Annotated in this window: 21 protein-coding genes and 2 tRNA genes; 13 read left to right on the forward strand and 10 right to left on the reverse strand. The window is 65.5% G+C overall.

Translation table 11 applies throughout. The annotated features are described in order from the left end of the window. Positions 1-65: 65 nt before the first annotated feature. Complete coding sequence (locus CEQ44_RS15795; protein ID WP_144036361.1) at positions 66-269, reverse strand: hypothetical protein; 204 nt, start codon at positions 267-269, stop codon at positions 66-68. A 94-nt stretch (positions 270-363) separates the two neighbouring features. Between CEQ44_RS15795 and CEQ44_RS15800 the strand changes: the two genes are divergently transcribed. Further along, the gene (locus CEQ44_RS15800) at positions 364-1,128 is read left to right on the forward strand and encodes an IS5 family transposase (protein WP_256960041.1); all 765 of its coding nucleotides are present in this window, start codon (positions 364-366) and stop codon (positions 1,126-1,128) included. Here CEQ44_RS15800 and CEQ44_RS24065 read toward each other — a convergent pair. Then, complete coding sequence (locus tag CEQ44_RS24065) at positions 1,118-1,420, reverse strand: hypothetical protein (protein WP_140419353.1); 303 nt, start codon at positions 1,418-1,420, stop codon at positions 1,118-1,120. The two genes, CEQ44_RS15800 and CEQ44_RS24065, sit on opposite strands and share 11 nt — an antisense overlap. A 91-nt stretch (positions 1,421-1,511) precedes the next feature. After that, positions 1,512-3,572, reverse strand: coding sequence for an ATP-dependent DNA helicase RecG (gene recG, locus CEQ44_RS15805; protein WP_088184611.1), 2,061 nt, complete (start codon positions 3,570-3,572; stop codon positions 1,512-1,514). Positions 3,573-3,658: 86 nt separating this feature from the next. Here recG and CEQ44_RS15810 point away from each other — a divergent pair, with 86 nt between their 5' ends. The 5 genes from CEQ44_RS15810 (at position 3,659) to CEQ44_RS15830 (ending at position 9,543) form a co-directional block, all read left to right on the forward strand. After that, positions 3,659-3,925 (forward strand): succinate dehydrogenase assembly factor 2, encoded by a 267-nt coding sequence (locus CEQ44_RS15810; protein WP_088184612.1) that lies wholly within the window; start codon positions 3,659-3,661, stop codon positions 3,923-3,925. A gap of 107 nt (positions 3,926-4,032) precedes the next feature. Continuing rightward, positions 4,033-7,506, forward strand: coding sequence for a transcription-repair coupling factor (mfd, locus tag CEQ44_RS15815; protein ID WP_088184613.1), 3,474 nt, complete (start codon positions 4,033-4,035; stop codon positions 7,504-7,506). 419 nt (positions 7,507-7,925) lie between these two features. Continuing rightward, complete coding sequence (locus CEQ44_RS15820; RefSeq protein WP_088184614.1) at positions 7,926-8,336, forward strand: hypothetical protein; 411 nt, start codon at positions 7,926-7,928, stop codon at positions 8,334-8,336. A 13-nt stretch (positions 8,337-8,349) separates the two neighbouring features. Continuing rightward, on the forward strand, positions 8,350-9,075 hold the full coding sequence (locus CEQ44_RS15825; protein WP_088184615.1) for a TorF family putative porin: 726 nt from the start codon (positions 8,350-8,352) through the stop codon (positions 9,073-9,075). A 72-nt stretch (positions 9,076-9,147) separates the two neighbouring features. Beyond that, entirely contained in the window at positions 9,148-9,543 is a 396-nt protein-coding gene (locus CEQ44_RS15830; protein ID WP_088184616.1) for an MAPEG family protein, read from the forward strand. On the opposite strand, the gene CEQ44_RS15835 is transcribed toward CEQ44_RS15830, so the two are convergent. Beyond that, complete coding sequence (locus CEQ44_RS15835; protein WP_254913844.1) at positions 9,540-11,567, reverse strand: bifunctional diguanylate cyclase/phosphodiesterase; 2,028 nt, start codon at positions 11,565-11,567, stop codon at positions 9,540-9,542. The genes CEQ44_RS15830 and CEQ44_RS15835 overlap by 4 nt on opposite strands. A 136-nt stretch (positions 11,568-11,703) precedes the next feature. Here CEQ44_RS15835 and moaA point away from each other — a divergent pair, with 136 nt between their 5' ends. The 4 genes from moaA (at position 11,704) to CEQ44_RS15855 (ending at position 13,894) form a co-directional block, all read left to right on the forward strand. Continuing rightward, positions 11,704-12,714, forward strand: coding sequence for a GTP 3',8-cyclase MoaA (gene moaA / locus CEQ44_RS15840; protein ID WP_088184617.1), 1,011 nt, complete (start codon positions 11,704-11,706; stop codon positions 12,712-12,714). Next, complete coding sequence (locus CEQ44_RS15845) at positions 12,711-13,487, forward strand: NAD kinase (RefSeq protein ID WP_088184618.1); 777 nt, start codon at positions 12,711-12,713, stop codon at positions 13,485-13,487. The genes moaA and CEQ44_RS15845 overlap by 4 nt, the downstream gene beginning before the upstream one ends. A gap of 76 nt (positions 13,488-13,563) precedes the next feature. Then, a tRNA-Asn gene (locus CEQ44_RS15850) sits at positions 13,564-13,638 on the forward strand. A 181-nt stretch (positions 13,639-13,819) separates the two neighbouring features. Further along, positions 13,820-13,894, forward strand: a tRNA-Asn gene (locus CEQ44_RS15855). A 116-nt stretch (positions 13,895-14,010) separates the two neighbouring features. On the opposite strand, the gene CEQ44_RS15860 is transcribed toward CEQ44_RS15855, so the two are convergent. From CEQ44_RS15860 to CEQ44_RS15870, 3 genes are read right to left on the reverse strand one after another with little or no spacing between them, the layout of a single operon-like run. Then, on the reverse strand, positions 14,011-15,363 hold the full coding sequence (locus CEQ44_RS15860; RefSeq protein WP_088184619.1) for an SPOR domain-containing protein: 1,353 nt from the start codon (positions 15,361-15,363) through the stop codon (positions 14,011-14,013). A gap of 4 nt (positions 15,364-15,367) precedes the next feature. Further along, positions 15,368-15,883: a hypothetical protein gene (locus tag CEQ44_RS15865; protein ID WP_088184620.1), complete on the reverse strand. Its 516-nt coding sequence runs from the start codon at positions 15,881-15,883 to the stop codon at positions 15,368-15,370. Positions 15,884-15,897: 14 nt separating this feature from the next. Continuing rightward, positions 15,898-16,617: a ParA family protein gene (locus tag CEQ44_RS15870; RefSeq protein WP_088184621.1), complete on the reverse strand. Its 720-nt coding sequence runs from the start codon at positions 16,615-16,617 to the stop codon at positions 15,898-15,900. A gap of 199 nt (positions 16,618-16,816) precedes the next feature. Between CEQ44_RS15870 and CEQ44_RS15875 the strand changes: the two genes are divergently transcribed. Then, entirely contained in the window at positions 16,817-17,821 is a 1,005-nt protein-coding gene (locus tag CEQ44_RS15875) for an SPOR domain-containing protein (RefSeq protein ID WP_088184687.1), read from the forward strand. A 4-nt stretch (positions 17,822-17,825) separates the two neighbouring features. Here the strand turns inward: CEQ44_RS15875 and gcvA are convergent, their stop codons facing one another. Further along, positions 17,826-18,725, reverse strand: coding sequence for a transcriptional regulator GcvA (gcvA, locus tag CEQ44_RS15880; RefSeq protein WP_088184622.1), 900 nt, complete (start codon positions 18,723-18,725; stop codon positions 17,826-17,828). A gap of 87 nt (positions 18,726-18,812) precedes the next feature. Here gcvA and CEQ44_RS15885 point away from each other — a divergent pair, with 87 nt between their 5' ends. Together CEQ44_RS15885 and astD are read left to right on the forward strand one after the other, a co-directional pair. Beyond that, positions 18,813-19,841 carry a DUF1338 domain-containing protein gene (locus CEQ44_RS15885; RefSeq protein ID WP_088184623.1) on the forward strand — a complete coding sequence of 343 codons (1,029 nt, stop codon included), beginning with the start codon at positions 18,813-18,815 and terminating at the stop codon, positions 19,839-19,841. Positions 19,842-19,846: 5 nt separating this feature from the next. After that, positions 19,847-21,247: a succinylglutamate-semialdehyde dehydrogenase gene (gene astD / locus CEQ44_RS15890; protein WP_088184624.1), complete on the forward strand. Its 1,401-nt coding sequence runs from the start codon at positions 19,847-19,849 to the stop codon at positions 21,245-21,247. Between the two features lie 77 nt (positions 21,248-21,324). Here astD and CEQ44_RS24510 read toward each other — a convergent pair whose 3' ends face one another. After that, positions 21,325-21,480 (reverse strand): hypothetical protein, encoded by a 156-nt coding sequence (locus tag CEQ44_RS24510; protein ID WP_176400356.1) that lies wholly within the window; start codon positions 21,478-21,480, stop codon positions 21,325-21,327. 222 nt (positions 21,481-21,702) lie between these two features. Continuing rightward, positions 21,703-22,083: a VOC family protein gene (locus CEQ44_RS15895; protein ID WP_088184688.1), complete on the reverse strand. Its 381-nt coding sequence runs from the start codon at positions 22,081-22,083 to the stop codon at positions 21,703-21,705. Positions 22,084-22,174 lie beyond the last annotated feature (91 nt).

The following is a 22,174-nucleotide window of genomic DNA, read 5'->3' on the forward strand; positions in this document are numbered from 1 at the left end:
GCCATGAATTTGAATTTTGATCTCTGAATTTTGCCTGCGGACCCTTGAGAGCGACCGGGGCGGTGTTAGGCCGTGAACTCATAAAAGCGTGCATGGCTCTTGGCTGAACGGATTTGTTTGGCGTAGGGTTCGGGTGATGGTGGACTCATGCCGATAAGCAGCTTCGATTTGATGGTCGCGGTAGCGATCATGATCGGCTTACCGATAGCAATCATCTTGCTGAACCGTTGGAAGCGGCGCTCAGGATGGTGGCTGCTTGGATGCGTCATCGCCTTCGTTATCATTGGCAACATCATCGAGCAGAGCGTCGGGCGGCAATAAACAGGCCTTCCCATTTTCGCCGAACAGTGATTCAGCGTTGGTATGAGCCGATATGATCTGACCGACTTCGAATGGCGCGTGATTGAGCCGCTGTTGCCCAACAAGCCAAGGGGCGTCCCGCGCGTCGATGACCGGCGCGTGCTGAACGGCATATTCTGGGTGCTGCGATCTGGTGCGCCATGGCGCGACCTGCCCGAGCGCTATGGGCCTCGCACCACCTGCTACAACCGCTTTGTCCGCTGGCGAAAGGTGGGCGTCTGGGACCGGATGATGGACGCCATCACCGCCGCGTATGACGGAAATCCAAATGATCGACAGCACTTCCATCCGGGCGCACCAACAGGCTGCTACGGCAAAAAGGGGGATCGAGATCATTGTCTCGGTCGATCCCGCGGCGGCCTCACGACCAAAATCCATGCCGTCGTCGATGCGCAAGGGCTCCCAATCCGGCTCGGCCTGACTGCTGGGCAGACTCATGACGGGCAAGTTGCAGACGAACTGCTCGACCATCTCGGGCCACACATGATCGTGCTTGCCGACAAGGCCTACGATGCCGACCGCATCCGCACGCTGATCGAGGAACAGGGTGCCACGCCAAACATTCCGGCCAAATCCAATAGAAAATGGAGGCCGTGCTTCAGCAAACGGCTCTATCGGGAGCGCAACCTGATCGAGCGCTTCTTCTCCAAGCTAAAGCACTTCCGCCGTGTCGCCACCCGATACGACAAGCTCGCCGAAAACTTCCTCGCCATGGTCCAGCTCGCATCAATGCGTCTGTGGTTGCGAGCTTATGAGTCTACGGCCTAGTTGGCACACGAAAGAAGACGTCTTCGCCACCTTTTTCAACGACAACCAGTTGGCTTGATGGCGTCAGGTATATGTTTGATCTCTGGCTGTCATTTACAGCGAACATCGCATCCGACGCGCTACCATATTTGTTTTTTACGGTAACCGTCCATCGATCGCTACCGAAATTCAGATCGACCTTAATCGAGGTATTCCCATCAGGGAGGTCTTGGAATTCGTGATTGCTGCATGCGGCCAATGCTGACGCGGCAAACAAGCAAATCGGAGCCAAGAAAATCGCGCGCTTAATCACGACGCGATCATGGCTGATGGTCCGCTTCTGGGCAAGCAACGAGCGTGGAGGAGCGTCGGATTTTGGTCGCTTTCCGACCCCCCCGCTCAACCTATCCCCCCCTGAGCAACCCCACAGCCGCATCCTTCTCGAACAGATACAAACACACCCGCGCAGCCTGCCCGCGCGCGCTGTCCAGCCCGCCGTCCCGCTCGATCAGCAGATGCGCGTCGTCCCGCGCGCTGTCCACCAAAGCCGCAACATGTTCGGGCGTCGCGACCTTCAACGCCGCCTCGCCCGATTGCCGCGTGCCCAGCACTTCGCCCGCGCCGCGCAGTTGCAGGTCCGCCTCGGCGATCCGAAAGCCGTCGTTGGTTTCCCGCATCAGCGCCAGCCGCGCGCGCGACGTTTCGCCCAGCGCGTTGCCGCGCAGCAGCAGGCAGGTCGATGGCTTGTCGCCGCGCCCCACCCGCCCGCGCAACTGGTGCAACTGCGCCAAGCCAAAGCGATCCGCCCCCTCGATGATGATGAGGCTGCTATTGGGCACGTCCACCCCGACTTCGATCACCGTCGTCGCCACCAATATCTGCGTGCGATTAGCGGCGAAAGCCTCCATGGCGGCGTCCTTATCCGGCCCCTTCATCCGGCCATGGACCAGGCCCACCCGATCCCCGAACCGCCCCCGCAAGGACTCCGCCCGCGCTTCCGCTGCCGCCTGATCGCTCGTCTCGCTTTCCTCGACGAGCGGGCACACCCAATAGGCTTGGCCGCCCCCCTCGACATGGCGGGCGAGCGCCTCGACCACCTCGTCCAGCCTCGTGGCGGCCATGACCAGCGTCTGGATCGGCTGGCGCCCCGGCGGCATCTCGTCCAGCCGCGAAACCTCCATCTCGCCATAATAGGTCAGCGTCAGCGTGCGCGGGATCGGCGTCGCGGTCATCACCAGCAGATGCGGCGACCGCTCCGCCTTGTTCGCCAGCATCATCCGCTGCGCCACGCCGAAGCGATGCTGCTCGTCGATCACCGCCAGCCCCAGCGCCTTATATTGCACCGCCTCCTGGAATATCGCGTGGGTGCCGACCAATATGTCGATGCTCCCGTCCGCCAGCCCCATCAGCGTCGCCTCGCGCACTTTGCCCTTGTCGCGCCCGGTCAGGATCGCGATCTCGACCGGCAGGCCCGACGCCATCTTGCGCAGCGTCTCATAATGTTGCCGCGCCAATATCTCGGTGGGGGCCAGCATCGCCCCCTGCATCCCCGCCTCGACCGCATTGAGCAGCGCCATCAGCGCCACCAATGTCTTGCCCGATCCCACATCGCCCTGGAGCAGCCGTAGCATCGGCGTCCCTTGCGCCATGTCGCCCTCGATCTCGGCCGTCGCGCGCCGCTGCGCCCCGGTCGGCGCAAAAGGCAGCTTCAACATATCCCGCAGCCGCCCATCCCCTTGGATCGGCACGCCCCGCCGCCGCCGCGACGATTGCCGCACCAGCATCAGCGCCAGTTGCCCAGCAAAAACCTCGTCATAGGCCAGCCGCGCGCGCGCCACGGCGTCCGCCGGGTCGGCATGAACCCGCGCCAAAGCCTCGCGCCACGCGGGCCAGTCCTTGCGCGCCAGCAGGCTCGGCTCGATCCATTCGGGCAGGTCCGGCGCACGGGTCAGCGCCTGCGCGACGATGTCGCGCATCCGGTTGTTAGTCAGCCCCTCCGACAGCCCATAGACCGATTCGCGCGCGGGCAGCGTGTTCGCCTCTTCGGGGGCCAGCACATCGGGATGCACGATCTGGAGAGTATCGCCATAGGCCTCCAGCTTGCCGGAGATATATTTCGGCTCACCCAGCGGCAGCAACTTGCGCGGCCAGCCGCTATTCTTGCCGAAATAGACCAGCGCCACATGATGGCCGTAGCGATCCACCATATCGACGCGGAACGGCGCGCGTGCGCTGCCGCTGGCGCGATAGTCCACCGGCGTCAGTTCGATGCCCACCACCCGTCCGGCGTCCGCCATGTCTAGCCTGTCGGTCAGGTGGCGGTCCACCCAACTGACCGGCAGATGAAAGGCCACATCGACCGCGCGCGCCAGCCCCAGCCGCTCCAGCGGACGGGCCAAAGCGGGGCCGATCCCCTTGAACAGGGATATTTCGGCAAAGAGCGGATTGAGAATATCGGGTCGCATGTCTATCTGACGCGCTCTAACCTAGCCGGGGCAGTCATACAAATCCCCGACCGGCCATTTTGCCATGTCCGCAAAAGGAACAAATTGTGAACGACGATCCCCTGATGCGCCGCCTGAAATTCCGGGCCTGGCACCGCGGCACGCGCGAATCGGATTATGCGGTCGGCGGCTTCTTCGAACGCTACCATAGCGAATGGAATGCGGAAGAAATCGCTTGGTTCGAACGCTTCATGGACGAACAGGACGCCGACATCATCGGCTGGGCGCTAGGCACCATCCCCGTGCCGGATGAATGGAAAGGCCCGATGATGGACAAGTTCCTGAAACTCGATTTCGTGAAGATCGAAAACTAAGTCCTCCCCTCCCGCTTGCGGGAGGGGCCGGGGGTGGGCCTGCGCTACCTCTGTTTCACTGGCCCACCCCAACCCCTCCCGCAAACCGGAGGGGAACGAGTAGCAAAATGACCGATCTCCAGAAAATCCTTCGGGCCAAGGCGCCGCTCACCCTGTCCGGCGTGCCCGCGGGGTTCCAGCCCTGGTTGCTGGCCGACATCGCGCGCGCCGCCGGGGCCGCGGGTGGCCGCACCGTCTTCATCGCCTCCGACGAGCAACTGATGCGCGCGGTTGCGGACACGGCGCATTATTTCGCGCCGGAGATCGAGATGATCGAAATCCCGGCTTGGGACTGCCTGCCCTATGACCGGGCCAGCCCGTCGCTGCGGGCGGCGTCGGCTCGCCTCGCAGGTCTATACGCGCTCCAGGCCAAGCCCAAAGGCCCGCAACTGGTCCTCACAACGCTGGCCGCCATGACCCAGCGGACACTGACGCCTTTCCGCGTGCGCCAATTGGTCGCCAAACTCGCGCCCAAGGAACGGATCGCGATCCAGACGCTGGCCGCCATGCTCCAGGCGAACGGCTATGTCCGCACCGACACCGTCCACGATCGCGGCGAGTTCGCCATTCGTGGCGGTATCGTCGATCTCTTCCCCGGCGGCGAAGAGCAACCACTCCGCCTCGACTTTTTCGGCGACGAGATCGAGACGGTCCGCCGCTTCGACGCCGCCGATCAGCGCACGATCGAAAATGTCGACGGCTTCACCCTGCTTCCCGCCTCTGAAGCGCTTCTGGACGAGGAGTCGATCAAGCGCTTCCGCAGCCGCTACCGCGAAACCTTCGGCGCGACCGCCACCGGCGACCCGCTCTATCAGGCGGTCAGCGACGGCCGCCGCCTTGCAGGTATGGAACATTGGCTCCCCCTGTTCGAGGAGAAGCTGGTTCCCCTCGCCGATCATCTGGGCGATGACGCCGTCCTGATCCGCGACCCCGGCGTCGCGGGCGCAGCAGAAAACCGGTTCGAAGCGATCCGCGACTATCATGCCAACCGCATCCAGGCGAAGACGTCCGATCCCGGCGCCTATCGCCCGCTCAAACCCGACTCGCTCTATCTCGACGCCGCTGAATGGGACGCTGCCGTCGCCACAATGCCGATGCACAGCACGACGCCCTTCCACGAACCGGCAAGCGCGTCCGTGCTGGACTTTTCGGTCGATGGTCCTCGCGACTTCGCCCCCGAACGCGCCCAGAACAGCAATATCTACGAAGCCGTCGGCAAACATATCGCCACCCTGCGCCGGACTAATAAGAAGGTCGTGATCGCCAGCTATTCGCTTGGCGCGCGCGAACGCCTGTCGGGCCTGCTCGCCGACCATGACGTCACCCGCCTCGCGACCGCAGACAATTGGCAGGAGGCGCTGGGCACCGCCGCCAAGGGCAGCGTCACCCTCACCGTCCTGCCGCTCGACCACGGCTTCACAGCGCCCGACGTCGCCGTCCTCACCGAACAGGATATGCTGGGCGACCGCCTCGTCCGCCGCGCCAAGCGCAAGAAGAGCGCCGACGCATTCCTGCAGGAACTTGCCACCCTCTCGCCCGGCGACCTGGTCGTCCATATGGACCATGGCATCGGTCGCTATGAAGGGCTCACGCAAATCCCCGTCAGCAAGGCCGCGCATGATTGCGTGGCGCTCACCTATGCCGGCGGCGACAAGCTCTACGTCCCCGTCGAAAATCTCGAAGTCCTCTCCCGCTACGGCAGCGAAAATGACGGTGTCAGCCTCGACAGACTGGGCGGCGAAGCCTGGCAGCGGCGCAAGGCCAAGATGAAGGAGCGCATCCGCGCAATCGCGGGTGAATTGCTCAAGACCGCCGCCGAACGCGCCCTGCGCGCCGCCACCGTGGCCGAACCGGACCAGGCCGGCTACCCTGCCTTCGTGGATCGCTTCCCCTATCAGGAAACCGAGGATCAGGACCGCGCGATCAGCGACGTGGTGGAGGATCTAGGATCGGGCAAGCCGATGGATCGCCTGGTCTGCGGCGATGTCGGCTTCGGCAAAACCGAAGTGGCGCTCCGCGCCGCCTTCGTCGCGGCGATGGCGGGCATGCAGGTGGTGGTCATCTGCCCCACCACCTTGCTCGCGCGCCAACACCATATGCAGTTTGAGGAGCGCTTCCGCGGCTTCCCCGTCAATATCGGCCGCCTCTCCCGCCTCGTCCCCGACAAGGAGGCGAAGGCGACCAAGGCGGGCTTGGCGGACGGCACGATCGACATCGTCGTGGGCACCCACGCCCTGCTGGCGAAGGGGCTGGAGTTCAAGCGCCTCGGCCTCGTCATCGTGGACGAAGAACAGCGCTTCGGCGTCACCCACAAGGAACGGTTGAAGTCGCTCAAGACCGACGTCCATGTCCTGACGCTGACCGCAACGCCGATCCCGCGCACGCTCCAGATGGCGATGTCGGGCCTGCGCGAACTGTCCGTCATCCAGACCCCGCCGGTCGATCGCCTGGCGGTCCGCACCTATATCATGCCCTGGGACGGCGTTGTCATCCGCGAAGCCCTGCTGCGCGAACATTATCGCGGCGGCCAGAGCTTCTTCGTCGTCCCCCGCATCGCGGACCTGACCGAAATCGAAGAGTTTCTCCGCAACGAAGTGCCGGAGATCAAGGCCATCGTCGCCCACGGCCAGATGAGCGCCACCGATGTTGAGGAACGCATGTCCGCCTTCTACGACAAGCGCTACGATGTGCTGCTTTCCACAACCATCGTGGAATCAGGCCTCGACATCCCCAGCGCCAACACGCTCATCATCCACCGCGCCGACCGTTTCGGCCTCGCGCAACTCTACCAGCTACGCGGGCGCGTCGGCCGGTCGAAGACGCGCGCCTATGCCTATATGACGACGCCTGCCAACCGCATCATCACCGAAACGGCGGAAAAGCGGCTGAAAGTCCTGTCCGACCTCGACACGCTTGGCGCAGGCTTCCAACTCGCCTCGCACGATCTCGACATTCGCGGCGCGGGCAATCTCGTCGGCGACGAACAGTCCGGCCATATCAAGGAAGTCGGCTTCGAACTCTACCAGTCGATGCTGGAAGAGGCGATCATGGATGCCAAGGCAGGCGGAGTCGGCATCGAAAAGCGCAGCGACAGCTTCTCGCCCCAGATCAGCGTCGACGCGCCCATCCTGATCCCCGACGATTATGTGCCGGACCTCGACCTGCGCATGGGCCTCTATCGCCGCATCAACGAGATCGAGGACCGCAACGGGCTGGAATCCTTCGCCGCCGAACTGATCGACCGCTTCGGCAAGCTGCCGCTGCCGACGCAAAACCTGCTCAAGATCATCGAGATCAAGCAGAATTGCATGACCGCGAACATCTCGAAAATCGACATGGGCGCCAAAGGCGCGCTGGTCAGCTTCTTCGAGGACAGCTTCCCCAACCCGGCGGGCCTCATCGCCTATGTCCAGCGCCTGGACGGCGTCGCCCGTCTGCGTCCCGACAGCAAAATCGTCGTCAACCGTGCCTGGCCCGATCCGCAGGCGCGGCTCAACGGCGCGCTGCAATTGTCGAAGGGGCTGGCCAAGGCGGCGGGATGACAAGCGGGAGGGGGAGCATCCCCCCCCTTTCCTACTCGGCATTTCTCTGGCTTATCCTGCCGAATGAAAAGCCCGGTCGCCCATCCCTCCCCATTCTGAAAAAACGCATCGATCCATGACCTGCATGTGACGCAGGTGGCGCGTCGCCATGACCTTGGCGTCGCGTCAAAGGCGCGTCGCCGGCACCTCATCGTCACTTTACAGGTAAAATTCGCGCCAATTCGCGCCAAAAACACGTCCCACAACGGTGTGAACTTCGCCCAGGCGCGCTACTGTGAACTTCGCCCAGGCGCGCTACTGTGACCCGACCGCCATGCATCCATTCCTCATCATCCAGCAAATAAGCGGCAACAGGCCAAACCTAAATCCGCCTTTGACGACCGGGCAGCAAAGTCCGGCGTCACAGCAGGAGAACGAGTATGAGTCTGACCCTAATCGCCCTCGCCGCCGCTGCCGCAACCCACAGCATTGCCATCGAGCATCATGGCCAGCAGCTTGGCGCCACCTACACCGCCCGCGCTGAAATGCGCACCAGGACGGTTGGCGCCAGGACGCCCAACCGCATGGATGCCCAGCGCTGCCAGTGGACCGCGACCATCGTTGTCGATCGCAAGCTGGACCACGGCCCGGCGCTGGCCCGCACCATCGCGACCGACAAGCGGTTTTCGGGCAGCGAAGCGGGCGCCTGCACGCCCGGCCGCGAGTTGGGAGCGCGTAACCTGACCCAACATCACGACAAGATCGCGGCGCATCTGGTCGCGGTGGCGCAGGCCGACCGGGCGCCGCTGCTGGCCGAACTGGATGCGGTGCGTAATCTTGCATCCAACTGATCATCGCCGCCGCATGGCATGGCTGGGAGCGATCGCGCTCGTCGGCCATGCCGTTCCGGCCGCCGCCCAATATGCCTCCGACTCGACCGTTACGCTCGAAGCCGCAAGCGACGAACGCCGCCGCGGCCTCAGCTGGAGCGACGACGATCCGGTGCTGCGCGGCACGCTGTCCGTCCCGGTCGCGCCGGGCCTCAGCCTCGACGGCGCGGCCACGACGCTCTGGGGCGGCGACCGCCATGGCGGTGCCGATGCCGTCATCGATCTGGGCGCCACCTATATGCGGCAAGTGGGCGGCTGGCGATTGAGCGCAGAGAGCCGCTACCATTTCTTCCCCGGCGCATCCGGCGCGCGGGACGACGGATGGAGCTATGGCGAAGTCGGCGCGATCGCAGGTTTCTCGCTCGGCCCGGCTAGCATCGATCTTGGCGCCCGCTATGCCCCGCGCCAGTCGGCGATCGGTGGCGACAATCTCTATCTGTCGGCCAGTGCGGCCGTCGGCATCCCCGGCACGCCACTCAGCCTGTCGGGCCATGTCGGCCGCTCTTCGGGCAACGTGCGCGACACCCTGAGCGCCGCGCGCCTCCGCCCGGATGGCGGCTATTGGGACCATGGCGTCGCGCTCGACTGGTATCACGGCCGCTGGTCCGCTGGCGTGCGCTACGCCAACAGCAGCATCGACGGCCCTGCCCGCAAACATGCGGGGGCCACCCTGATCGCCAGGGTGGGATGGACACTCTAGACTCCATCCTATTCTGCTTGTGATGTAGGCAGCGCAGACCTATCCTTCCCTTTCCATATTGGGGGAAACATCATGCCCGTCGAAATCACGATCCTCGCCTGGTCCATGATCCTGCTGCTCGTCCACATCTTCGCCGCGGCGCATGTGAAGACGAAGCAATATGGCCCCAAATGGAATATGGGCGCCCGCGACGAAAAGCTGCCACCGCTCCATCCCCTCGCCGGGCGCCTGATCCGGGCGGAGGCCAATTTCAAAGAAACCCTGCCCATCGCTATCGTCGCGCTGATCGGCGTGGTCGTGGCGGACAAGACCAGCGAATGGACCGCCATGGGCGGCTGGATCTGGCTGGGCGCGCGGGTCGTCTATCTGCCGCTTTATGCGGCGGGGGTGCCGGTGGTCCGCACCATCATCTTCCTGGCCAGCCTGATCGGCATCCTGATCGCCCTCTGGCCGCTGCTTACTTTCTAACCCGCCAGCACCAGGTTGATGAGGTCGGCGGAGGACACGCCGGCCGACCGCAGGAAGCCCTGATAATAATCGCAACCCTCACGGGCGAGCAGATGCAACTGCTCTTCGGTCTCCACCCCCTCGGCGATCACCTTAAGGCCCAGCGACTTGGCCATGTGGATAACACCGCGCACGATGATGCGGTCGCGCGCCGTGCCCGCAATATCCTGCGCCAGTCCGCTGTCGATCTTGAGATAGTCGAGTGGCAGATTCTTGAGATAGGAAAGGCTGGAATAGCCCGTGCCGAAATCATCGATCGCCACCGCCAACCCTTGCGTCCGCAACGCGGTCAGCAGCGCCGACGCCGCACCCACATCCTCGATCAGTCCGCTCTCGGTAATCTCTACCGTCAGGCGCGACCGCGGAAAGCCGCTGCGATCCACCAGTCCCAGCAGGTCCGACATGAAGCCGGGCTGGGCGATGTCCGCCGCGGTGACGTTGATCGACAGCCGCAGGTCGGACAAGGCGCGCGGCCAGGCCGCTGCCTGCCGCAGCGCTTCCGCCTGGATATGCGCCGACAGCGGCAGCATATAGTCGGATCGTTCGGCCGTGGCGAACAAGATACCCGCGCCCAGCGGGCCATAATGGGGGTGGTTCCAGCGCGCCAGCGCCTCCACCCCGCTGATCCTGTCGCTGCCGACCGGATATTGCGGCTGAAACACGATGCCGATCTCGCCCCGGTCCAGCGCCAGGCGCAGATCGGTTTCCAAGCGGTCGGCGTCCACCTGGCGGCTATGCTTTTCCGCCGACAGGATGCGGATGCCCTCGCCGCCCGCCTGTCGCGCATCGGACAGGGCAGTCCCCGCGCGGCGCAACAACTGGGTGGCGTCATCCTCCGTCCGCGCCTGCGCGATGCCGCAGCGCGCGATCAGGCGGATAAGGTGATCGCCCGCGCTGAACGGCTGCCCAACCGCGCCGATCAGTTGGCGCGCCAGGAAGGTCGCCCGGTCGCTCCCCGCCGCCTCGCCGGTCAGGCCGACCAGAAATTCGGTGCCCGCGATGCGGGCGACCATGGCGCCCGGTGCGACATCGTCCACCATCCGCTCGATCCGCCGCGCGATCCGGCCCAGCAGCGCGTCGCCCACAACCTGGCCATAGGCCGCGTTCATGCGGTCGAACTGGCTGATAGACAGCAGCAATATGGTGGTGGCCAGGCCCGCGCGGCGGTCCAGCCAGTCGAGCGCCGCCTGCCGCGAGCGCAGCCCGGTCAGATAGTCCCGCGTGACGCCATCCTGCGCCTGCCCGTCGGACAGCCATTCGACATCGGCGGCGATGGCGCCGTCGCTGATGCGCAGATGATGCACCAGTCGCTGGTCGGGTCGATCGGGCAGCGCATGGGCCAGCGCCGCCGGCCGCCCGGCGCGGCGCATCGCGCTCAGCCCTGCCAGAACCGCCCGGCGTTCGACACGGGGCAGGCGGCGCACCAGCGCGGCCGGCGCGATGCGCGTCTCCTTCAACCCCATATGCCGCGCCAGATTGTCGCTCAATCGCAACTGCCCGTCACGCCCCAGCGCCCAGTAGAGCGCGTCGCCGCGCCGGATGCGCTGCGCCCGCTGGTTGTGCGTCACGCCGCCGCCCAGCCGTTCCACCAGCCGATGCGCGGACGCCAAAGCGGCGCGCAGACCCAGGTCGCTGATCGGTCCCGCCAGATAATGGGTGGCCCCGACCGCCAGCAAGGCCGGCACCTGGTCCAGATGCTGCGGATCGATCAACACCAGGATCGCGCCGCCGCCCGCTTCCATCGCCGGGACCAGCGGCGTCAGCAGCGCTTCGACATTGCCGCCGCCGCGCAGGTCAACCAGCGCCACCTGCGCCTCGCTGTGCAGATAGCGCTGCGGCGCATCCTTCGCGCGGCGCGCCCCGATCGCGCGCCAGCCGGCGCGCTGGGCGGCCTGGCTCAATCCGTCGCGGTCGCCCGGCGACAGGATGAACAGGCTGCGTTGCCCGCCACCGCTCTGATCACCGCCGCTCTGGTCCCCGCTCACAATCGTCTTTCCCCGGCACCGCGCATCGCCACGCCCTAGCATAAAGGCGTTACCGACCTCTTGCCCGGCCTGCAACTTCGTAAGGCTTTGAGCGGCGACGCTTGCACCGGTCCTGCCCATCGCCTAGCTAGTCGGCATGGTCATGGCCGATCCCGCACGTACTATGATGACCGACGGTCTTGGCCGCCGGATCAGCTATCTGCGCATTTCGGTGACCGACCGCTGCGACCTGCGCTGCCGTTATTGCATGGCGGAAAAAATGCAGTTCTTGCCCAAGGATCAGGTGTTGACGCTGGAGGAGATCGCGCTGCTGGCGGATCTGTTCATTGCGCGCGGCATCACCAAGATCCGCCTGACTGGCGGCGAGCCATTGGTGCGGCGCGATATAGGCGATCTGGTCCGCCGGATGGGGCGCCATATCGGCGCGGGGCTGGAGGAACTGACCCTTACCACCAACGGCACCCGGCTGGCCGAGCATGCGGAGATGCTGGCGGATGCGGGCGTGCGGCGGATCAACGTCAGCCTGGACAGTCGCGATCCCGAACGCTTCGCCCATGTGACCCGCGGCGGCAAGATCGATCAAGTTTTCACCGGACTGGCCGCGGCGCGTGCGGCGGGCCTGGCTGTCAAGATCAACATGGTGGCGCTCAAGGGCGTTAATGACGATGAAATCCTGTCGATGCTGCGCTGGTGCGGGGAGGAGGGTTTCGACCTGACCCTGATCGAAACCATGCCGCTGGGCGACACCGGCGAGGATCGCACCGATCATTATCTGCCGCTGACGCACGTCGCCGACCTGATCCGTGCTGATTATGCCCTCACCCCCCTCTCCCACCGCACCGGCGGCCCGGCGCGCTATCATGCGGTCCAGGGGATGGGCATTAAGCTCGGCCTCATCACGCCGCTAACTCAGAATTTCTGCGCCGACTGCAATCGCATCCGCATGACGTGCGAGGGCAAGATCTTCATGTGCCTGGGCCATGAGGACCATGTCGATTTCAAGGCGGCCCTGCGCGAGGGCGGCCTGCCCGCCGTTGAGCCACTGATCGACAGGGCGCTGCGGTTGAAGCCGGCCGCGCACGACTTCCGCATCGGCGCGGGCGAAGGCGCGGCCACGCGTCGTCATATGAGCGTCACCGGCGGATGAGCAGCGAGCCACGGCGCGCGCTGGTCGCGTCCCCCACACAAGCCGCACGGGCAGCGGAGGAGCGGCTGCGCGCCGCCTATGACTTCGTGCCCTTCGAGCAGGCCGACATGATTATTGCGCTGGGCGGCGACGGCTTCATGCTTCAGACGCTCCATTCGATGCTGGAGGCCCGCCGGATCGTGCCCATCTTCGGCATGAATCTGGGCACGGTCGGTTTCCTGATGAACGAATGGCGGCTGGAACGGCTCGACCAGCGGCTGGAAAAGGCCAAGAGCTTCAAGGTCAATCCGCTGCGCATGACGGTCGATACGGTCGATGGCGAGCGTTTCTCCATACCCGCGATCAACGAAGTCTCGCTGCTGCGCGAAACCCGCCAGACCGCCAAGCTGGAGGTGCAGGTCAACGGCCGCGCCGTCCTGCCCGAACTGGTGTGCGACGGCGTGCTGGTCGCGACCCCGGCCGGGTCCACAGCCTATAATCTGTCCGCCCATGGCCCCATCCTGCCGCTGGGGTCCGCATTGATGGCGCTGACCCCGATCAGCCCATTCCGCCCGCGTCGCTGGCGCGGCGCGATCTTGCCGGAAAATACCATTATCCGCTTCACCGTGCTGGACCCGGTCAAGCGCCCGGTCAGCGCCGTGGCCGACCAGCGCGAAGTGCGCGACGTCGCGCAGGTGGAAGTCGGCATCGACCGCGCCACCCCGCTGACCTTGTTGTTCGACCCCGAGCATACGCTGGACGACCGCATCGCCGCGGAACAATTCATCGCATAAATTTCCGTCATTTGCTGCTTGCCATGGCGGGAAAGCCGCTGCTATAGGCGCGGCCTGCCCAGCGGAAGCGGGTTGCTCCCCGATAGCTCAGCGGTAGAGCATTCGACTGTTAATCGAATGGCCGTAGGTTCGAATCCTACTCGGGGAGCCACATTTTCCAGCCGCTACGGCCTGGCCTCCGTCATTTTAGTTAGCGTGTTTCGCGACCTGCGGATGAAGCTATTCCGTGCTTTTCCTATGATCCATATTTTTGAGATCGGGCGAACGGGAAGCCCTTGCCATTTCAAATCAGTCGATGCATAGGCGCGGCCTGCCCAGCGAAAGCCGGTCGTTCCCCGATAGCTCAGCGGTAGAGCATTCGACTGTTAATCGAATGGCCGTAGGTTCGAATCCTACTCGGGGAGCCATTTTTTCCAATATCTCCAACATCTTTATTCTGGATCGTTCGCCGTTGCGCCGCCCCTAAGAAAAAACGCGCGAAGCCGGTGGGCCTCGCGCGTTCAAGGTGACGCTTGGGGGAGGTTCAGCGTGATGCGTATTGACGGCCCTTGGAGGCGATGGCCCAACGCTGCGGCGTCGCGCCTGGCGCGCCTTCACGCGCGAAACACTGGCCGCTCTTCGCGCGGATCGTCCGGCACGCCGTCATGGCGTCCGCCCGGCTGCCAAAGCCACTGATAGCGAGGCGATAATAGGGCTTGCCCTTGACCGTCGCCTGGCTGGTGAGCACCGGGAAGGCGGCAAGCGTGCTGCTACGGCCTGCCATGCTCATCCATTTTTCCTTAGCGATCGCGGCATTGTCATACGCGCCCAGTTGGACGACCCAGTTGCTGGCGCCGTTGGCGACCGGCTTGATGAAGGCGGCCTGCTGCACCCGCGCGATCGGCGCGACGACGGCGGGTTGCGCCTTTGCGGTGTGGCCCCTGGGCTGAACCGGCTTGGCGTTGCGATCCTCGACGATGAAATCGCGGGCGGCGACGCGCACCGGGGCGCGTTCGGCCTTGATGACAGGCGCGGCCTCGACCACCGGCTGCGGCGCGGGCGCAGCGTCCGCCACCTGGACGGGCGCTTCGGGCTGGGGGTCAGGCAAAGGCGCTACGTCAGGCGCAGCCTGCGCCATGTCGACCGGCGCGGCGGCAGGCGCCAGCGCCAGGGCGACCGGCTGGCCGGCGTCAGTGCCGTTGATCGTAACCCCCATCAGCGCGGCAACGCGCATCGGCGCCAATGACGGCTCGGCGATCTGCGCCCAATCGGAGATACGCTTGTTCGCGGCCAAGGGCGCCATGTCCATGCCCACGATCATGCGCGCATCCTTCCAGCGACCGGCCAGCGCATAGGCATAGGCCAGGTTCTGGCGCGTGCGCACGGTGGCGGACGGATCATGGATGGCTTCGGACAGGATGCGGACGCCTTCGGACGGATCGCCCGCCATCGCCATCGCCAGGCCATAGTCGCCCGCCGGCACAGTGCCGGCATTGGCGACCAGCAGGCTGCGCGCGGCGTCGCCACGGCCCTGCGCCACCTGCACCAGCGCCAGGCTGACGATCGTGCTGGCGTCGCTGTTGCCCAGCGTCATCGCGTCGCTCAGCGCCGTTTCAGCTGATGCGAATCGGCCGGCCAGCACATAGGCGCGGCCCAAAATCTGGCGATAGGCCGGGTTCTGCGGCGCAAGCTGCACCGCGGCTTCTGCGGCTTCCACCGCCTTTGCGCCGTCCCGGTCGGCCAGCGCCTTTTCCGCGGCGATGGCCAGCTTGCCCGGATCGCCCTTCTGCTGGACGGCCGACGCCGACGGGCGGAACGCCGCGCCGGTGCAACCGACCATGGTCGTGGCGACCAGCAGGGATGACAGTGCCGCCTTTCCGAATGTCGTGCGTTTCATAAAATTACCCACCCTTCATGCACTGGCCGTCGCGCATATGCGGCAGCTGCTGAGTCAGCCGGTCGATTTCCGGCAGGTCATTGAGAAGATCGTCCAGCGCGCGCGTCACGATCTGCTGGGCCGACTGGCCCGTAATCGCGCAGGCCAGCCGCAACTTGAGATGCCGTTCGGCGTCGAGGCGCAGCGTAAAAGCCGCCTTCCGATTGCGGGCGATAGCTGTAACCGGCGCGCTCTTGCCCGCCAGCCGCTTGGCCAGAACCTTGCGCTCCGCCACTACGGGCGGGACGGGCACGACCGGCGCCATAGGTGTCAGGCCGATCGGCGCTACCGGTTCCTCGATCGGTTCATGCACCGGCTCGACATCGAAACCCATGTCGTTCCAGCCTAGATCGTCTTGCTGTACCGCAGCGTTCGACGCGCGACCAAAGCCCAGCATCGGGCGACGCATCGCCGGCTGAGCAGCGCCCTTGCGGGCCAGAAGACCCGATGTCAGCGAAGCGAGCGGTTTGGGTTCGGCCATGGTCCTGGCTCCCCTTACTGGCCGATCACGCGGCGGCCGAAACCCCCGCTCGATGGGCGGCTGGCGATCGTGCCGACGCTGCCCTGGGGCACGGAAAAGACCGTGCGGCGGAAATTCTTCTCCAGCCGATCCGACACATAGGACCAGAGCGCCTCCACCTCACCAGCAGAGCGCCCCTTGGGATCGACCTCCATCACGGTGCGGCCGTCGATCATGGATGCGGCGAAATCGGTGCGGTGATGCAGCGTCACCGGCGCGACCGTGCCATGCTGCGACAGCGCGACGGCGGCTTCGGACGTGATGCGCGCCTTGGGTGTCGCGGCGTTGACGACGAAGATCAGCGGCTTGCCGGCCCGTTCGCACAGGTCGACGGTTGCGCCCACGGCGCGCAGATCATGCGGGCTGGGCCGGGTCGGCACGACGATCAGCTCGGCGACAGAAATCACGCTCTGGATCGCCATGGTAATGGCCGGCGGCGTATCGATCACGGCCAGTTTGAAACCCTGCTGGCGCAGGATTTCGAGGTCGGCGGCCAGGCGCGCGACGGTGGTCTGGGCAAAGGCGGGAAATTCGGCCTCGCGCTCGTTCCACCAATCAGCCAGCGACCCTTGCGGATCGATGTCGATCAGCACGACCGGGCCGGCACCGGCACGCTGCGCCTGCACGGCCAGATGGCCCGACAAGGTGGTCTTGCCCGATCCGCCCTTTTGCGATGCCAATGCCAATATCCGCACGCATACCCCCCGAAAATCCAGTTCCGGGTCGGATTGCCACAGGCGGCGCTAAAATTTGGTTAACTGCCTGCGAAACTTGATGGCCCCGCGGTGCCATGGTTAAGTTGCTGTCAGCATCTTGCCGTTGCGCTAACAGAGCTTTAACCTTGTTTGGCCATTGCAGTTGCCCATGACGATTTTCGCACTGGAGCCTGTGCACATGAAGCATATCTGGGGAACGGCGGCGCTGGTCGCGATGCTGGGCGTCGCACTGCCTGCGCTGGCGGATGTAAAGACCGGGGTCGATGCCTGGCAGCAGGGCGATTACGCCAAGGCGATCGCCGAGTGGCGGCCGCTGGCGCAATCGGGCGATCCCGACGCGCAGTTCAACCTGGCCCAGGCCTATAAGCTGGGCCGCGGCGTCCAGCCCGACCTTAACATCGCGATCGACTGGTATCGCAAGGCGGCGACGCAGGGGCATTTGCGGGCCGAAGATAATCTGGGTCTGCTGATGTTTCAGCAGGGCGACCGCACCGGCGCCATGCCCTATCTGCAACGCGCATCGATGCGCGGCGAGCAGCGCGCGCAATATATCGTCGGCACCGCCCTGTTCAACGGCGACACGCTGCCCAAGGATTGGGTGCGCGCCTATGCGCTGATGACCCGCGCCTCCGCATCCGGTCTGCCCCAGGCGACCACCAGCCTGGAGCAGATGGACAAATATATCCCCGAAGACCAGCGCAAGCAGGGCCTCGCCCTCGCCGCCAACCTAGAAAAGGGCGACAAGAACGTCACCCTGGCGCAAGCGGCTCCACCACCGCCGCGCAGCAGCCCGTCGGCTGTCCGCACGACGCAATTGCCGCCATCGACGCCCCGCCAGCCCGCGCCAGCACCCGCGCCGCCCAAGCCCGCTCCGCAAGTCGCGGTCGCCAAGCCGAAAGCAGCGCCTACGCCCGCGCGTCCCCCCGCCACGGCGCCCGTTTCCGCCGCTTCGGGCGGTTGGCGCGTGCAGCTCGGCGCGTTCGGCGAGGAAGGCCGCGCCCGTGCGCTTTGGAGCCAGCTCAGCCGCAAGGTCAGCGGCCTGTCCGCCTATCAACCCTATCTGGTGAAAGCCGGTGCCGTGACCCGGCTCCAGGCCGGGCCGCTCGCCAGCGGCACCGACGCCGCGCGCCTGTGCGGCGCGATCAAGGCCGCCGGTGCGGACTGCATGCCCAAGAAGAATTGAGGGTTCAGGCGCCCCGCGCCTGCTCCACCATCCAGTCGCGAAACTGAGCCAGTGGCCCGGCCCCCAGCGCGCCGGTCGGATAGACCAGATAATAGGCCTGCTCGCTCGACAGCGGCCGGGCGAAGGGGATGACCAGCGTCCCAGCCTCCAGTTCCGGCTGGATCAGGAAACTGGGGATCAGCGCCACGCCGCCTCCAGCTGCACAGGCCTGCGCCAGCATCAGGAAATGCTCATAGGCCGCCCGCGGCGCGAGCGCCGACGCATCCACCCCCGCCGCCGTCAGCCAACGCGTCCACGCGTCGCGTCGCGACGTTTGGCTAAGCAGCGGCGCGCGCAGCAGGTCGGCCGGTTCGCGTAAGGGGTGCGCGGCGAGCCAGGCCGGGGCGCAGACCGGCACCGCTTCCTCGCGGAACAGAAAGTCCATCGCGACGCCGGGCCAATCCGCTGCGACACCAAAATGGACAGCTGCATCGAAATCCTCATGCCCGAAGTCGAAGGGTTGCGAGCGGGCGGCGAAGTCGATCACCAGATCGGGATGGCGCGCGGTGAGTTGCGGCAGGCGCGGCGCGAGCCAGCGCATCCCGAAGCTGGGCAGCGTCGCGACCCGCAGCGCGGTTTGCGACGGCCGTGCAGAGGCGCGCGCCGTTGCGCGGCGGATGACGTCAAGCGCGGGCAACAGCTCGTCGGCATAGGCCCGCCCCGCTTCGTTCAACCGCACCCGCCGCCCGATGCGGTCGAACAAAGGCGTCTGCAACCAATCCTCCAACTGCGCAATCTGGCGGCTGACCGCGCTCTGGGTCAGGCCGATCTCCTCACCCGCACGCGAAAAGCCGCCATGGCGCACCGCCGCCTCGAACGCGGTCAGCGCCTGCATTGGCGGCAGATATTTGCGCGATCCATTCATTCCAAACTCGCATCAACAAATGACAGGTCGCCATTTTGAATATCCTGCCTATCCTGGCATAAGCGCGCTGTCATCCCGGAGCATGTCATGTCGATTGAGAATATGGGCAGCATAGAGACATTGGTCGTTGCGACCCTGGGCGAAGAGGCCGGCCGCCAAACGCTGGACAGGCTGGCGATTGATCCCGCCCTGCTGGCGCAGCGGGGCGACACCGTGTCGCGCGCCACCTTCGCCATGGCGCTGAACGTCGCCCTGTTTGCCGACCTGCTGCGCCGAGTGCCGAGCGGCGACGCCTATGTCACCGACACATTGGCGCGCGGCGGCAAGGTGGTGTTCGACCATGGCGCGCTGCGCTCGATCCGCTTCCCCAATGGCCCGACCGGCGCCCTGCCCGGCGGCGAGGACGCCTTCACCCGCATCTTCCTGCCTTTGGGTTATGCGATGGCGGCCATCTATCCACTCGACCGGCTGAAGATGACGGGCCGCGCCTACCGCCATATCGACTTCCCCGAAGCCATCCCGCAATTCTTCCTGTCAGAACTGCATGTCGATCGGTTCGACCCAGAATTTGTCGAGGCCGCGGCCCGCGTCTTCGGCACGTCGCGCGATCCGCTGGACGATCAGGCGAAGGCCGTGCTGGCGCGCTATGAAGCCGGAGAAGCTGTCCAACTCGTTGACGCAATCGCCGCGTTACCAGTCATCCTCTCCGCCTTCGACCGGCAGCATGACGCGCCCGATTTCGCCGATTATCAACTGCTTCTGTCCCGCTCCAACGAGGCCGCCTGGATCGCGACGGAGGGTAACGGCTTCAACCATGCCACCGACCGGGTGGCCGATGTCGCCGCCCTTGCCGAGCGGCTCAAAGCAGAGGATCGCCCGATGAAGGCCAAGCTGGAGGTCTCTGCGACCGGCCGGGTGCGCCAGACCGCCTTCCGCGCCGACGGCGTCGAACGGCTCTTCGCCGACGGGGAATTGCGGCAGGTGCCCGGCTCCTTCTACGAATTTATCAGCCGCGATATCGACCCTGCAACCGGCAGGCTCGACCTTGCTTTCGACACCGGCAACGCCACCGGCATATTCGCGATGACGAGTGCGCAAGAAAGCGCGGCACGGTGAGCCCGATGCTTCAATCCTTCGATCCTGCGTCACGCGAACTGGTCTGGGAAGGCCCGGTCGCGAGCGCCGACGATTGCCACCGCGCCATCGCCACCGCCCGCGCCGCCCTGCCCGCCTGGCGCGCCCTTCGGCAAGACGACCGCATCGCCATTGCCCGCCGCTATGCGCAGGTGCTGGGGGAAAGGCGCGCGGCGCTGGCCGAACTCATCTCGCGCGAGACGGGCAAGCTGCTTTGGGAAAGCGACGCCGAAATCGGGTCGATGATCGCCAAGGTCGATGTGTCGATCAAGGCCCATGCCGAACGCACCGGCGAGCGCGCCGCCGACACGCCCTTCGGCCGCGCAGTGCTGCGCCATCGCGGTCATGGCGTGATGGCAGTGCTTGGCCCCTATAATTTCCCCGGCCACCTGCCCAACGGCCATATCGTCCCGGCCCTGATCGCTGGCAATGCGGTGGTGTTCAAGCCATCCGAGATCGCTCCCGCCACCGGCGCAGCGATGGCAGACGCCTGGGCGGCGGCGGGCCTGCCCGATGGGCTGTTGACCGTGGTTCAGGGCGGCCGCGCCACCGGCGAGGCACTGGTGACTGGCGATATCGACGGCTTGCTCTTTACCGGATCGGCGGGCGCCGGTGCGGCGCTGCGCCGGGCGCTGGTCGATCGGCCGCATGTCATCATGGCATTGGAACTGGGGGGCAATAATCCGCTGATCGCCTGGGACAGCCCGGACGCCGCCGCCTCGATCATCGTCAATTCCGCTTTCATCACCACCGGCCAGCGCTGTTCCTGCGCCCGCCGCCTGATCGTGCCGGAAGGCGGGGTCGGCGACGCGATCGTGGAGGCGACTGCGACACTCGCCGCACAACTCCCGATCGCCGCTTGGAACGAGCCGGGCGACGCCTTCATGGGACCACTGGTGTCGGACCAGGCCGCCGCCGCATCACATCGCGCCGTCAGCGACCTGATCGCGCGCGGCGGGCGAATCATTCGCGCCTTTGAAGGCGTCCAAGGCCGCAGCGCCGCCTTCGTCACGCCCGCCCTGCTCGACCTGACCGGGGTCGACGCGCCCGATGCCGAGATTTTCGCACCGGTGCTCACGGTCATCCGCGTGCCCGACTTCGACGCCGCGATCGCCGCCGCCAACGCCACCAGCTTCGGCCTGTCCGCCGGACTCATCTCGCAGGACGAAGCGCTATGGCAGCGCGTGGTCGAGGAAAGCCGCGCCGGCGTGGTCAACCGCAACCGGCCGACCACAGGTGCCGCGGGCAACATGCCCTTTGGCGGCTTGGGCGCATCGGGCAATCACCGCCCCAGCGCCTATTACGCCGCCGACTATTGTGCCTATCCCATCGCCAGTTTTGAAGCTGGCGGTGTAACGGCCGTGCCAGTCAACGGCTTGACCGTTTGAGACAATTGCCCGCACCATCGACGGGACAGCCGGGCGGCGCGGGCAACTCAATTCACAGCTTTCCAGACGGCGTGGAATCAAAGCCCCAGCCGTGCCCAGAAATCATCCGGCGCGATCGCAGGGGTCGTGGTCGATTTGCGTTCGACGCGGGCCCAGGACGAATGGGGCAGATAGACATGGCCGTCCGTCGGGGTACGATGGGTCTGGCGGGGGCGTGTGGTTGTGCGAGTCATCGTCTTCTCCTCAAAGCAAGGGAACACGAAACCTGGCGTCGTCGCTTCGGCACCGTGCGCTTTAGCCGTTGTTGACGCGGAGCAAGCTGACATCCTTCAAAAGCCGCGGAGCATCACGCTCGCGACTCTATCTATCGATTCGGTTGAGAAAGTCGAAATAGCTTTGCTTGGGGTGCGGCCAGTCCGGCTTGGCCGTGCAACCCGAACACAGCCGGAGCCGGATCAGCCGATGCGATGCAGCCCGCACAGTTTGTTGCCCGCTGGATCGCGCAAATAGGCAAGATAGAGCTTACCAAAGCCACCTTCACGCACCCCCGGCGGATCTTCGCATGCGATGCCGCCTGCTGCCATACCCGCCGCGTGCCAGGCGTCCGCCTGTTCGGGCGAGGCCATGGCGAAGCCGATGGTGTCCCCATTGGCGTGGCAGGCCGACGCGCCGTCGATCGGCTTGGTCAACAGGAACAGGGCATTGTCATGCATATAAATGACACGACCCATGTCGTCGTAAAAGCCTGGCTTTGCTCCGATCGCCCGGAATGTGGCGTCATAGAAGGTCTTGGACGCCGCGGTGTCGTTGGCACCCACCATGATGTGGCTGAACATATCGGCTCCAAATGCAGGATCGCAGGGCGCATATGTCATGCGCCGGCGCGCAGGCGCGCGAAGACATATCTGTTAATACGGCTGACCGCTG

It is taken from the genome of Sphingobium sp. Z007 (genome assembly GCF_900013425.1).
In the GTDB taxonomy this organism is placed as follows: domain Bacteria; phylum Pseudomonadota; class Alphaproteobacteria; order Sphingomonadales; family Sphingomonadaceae; genus Sphingobium.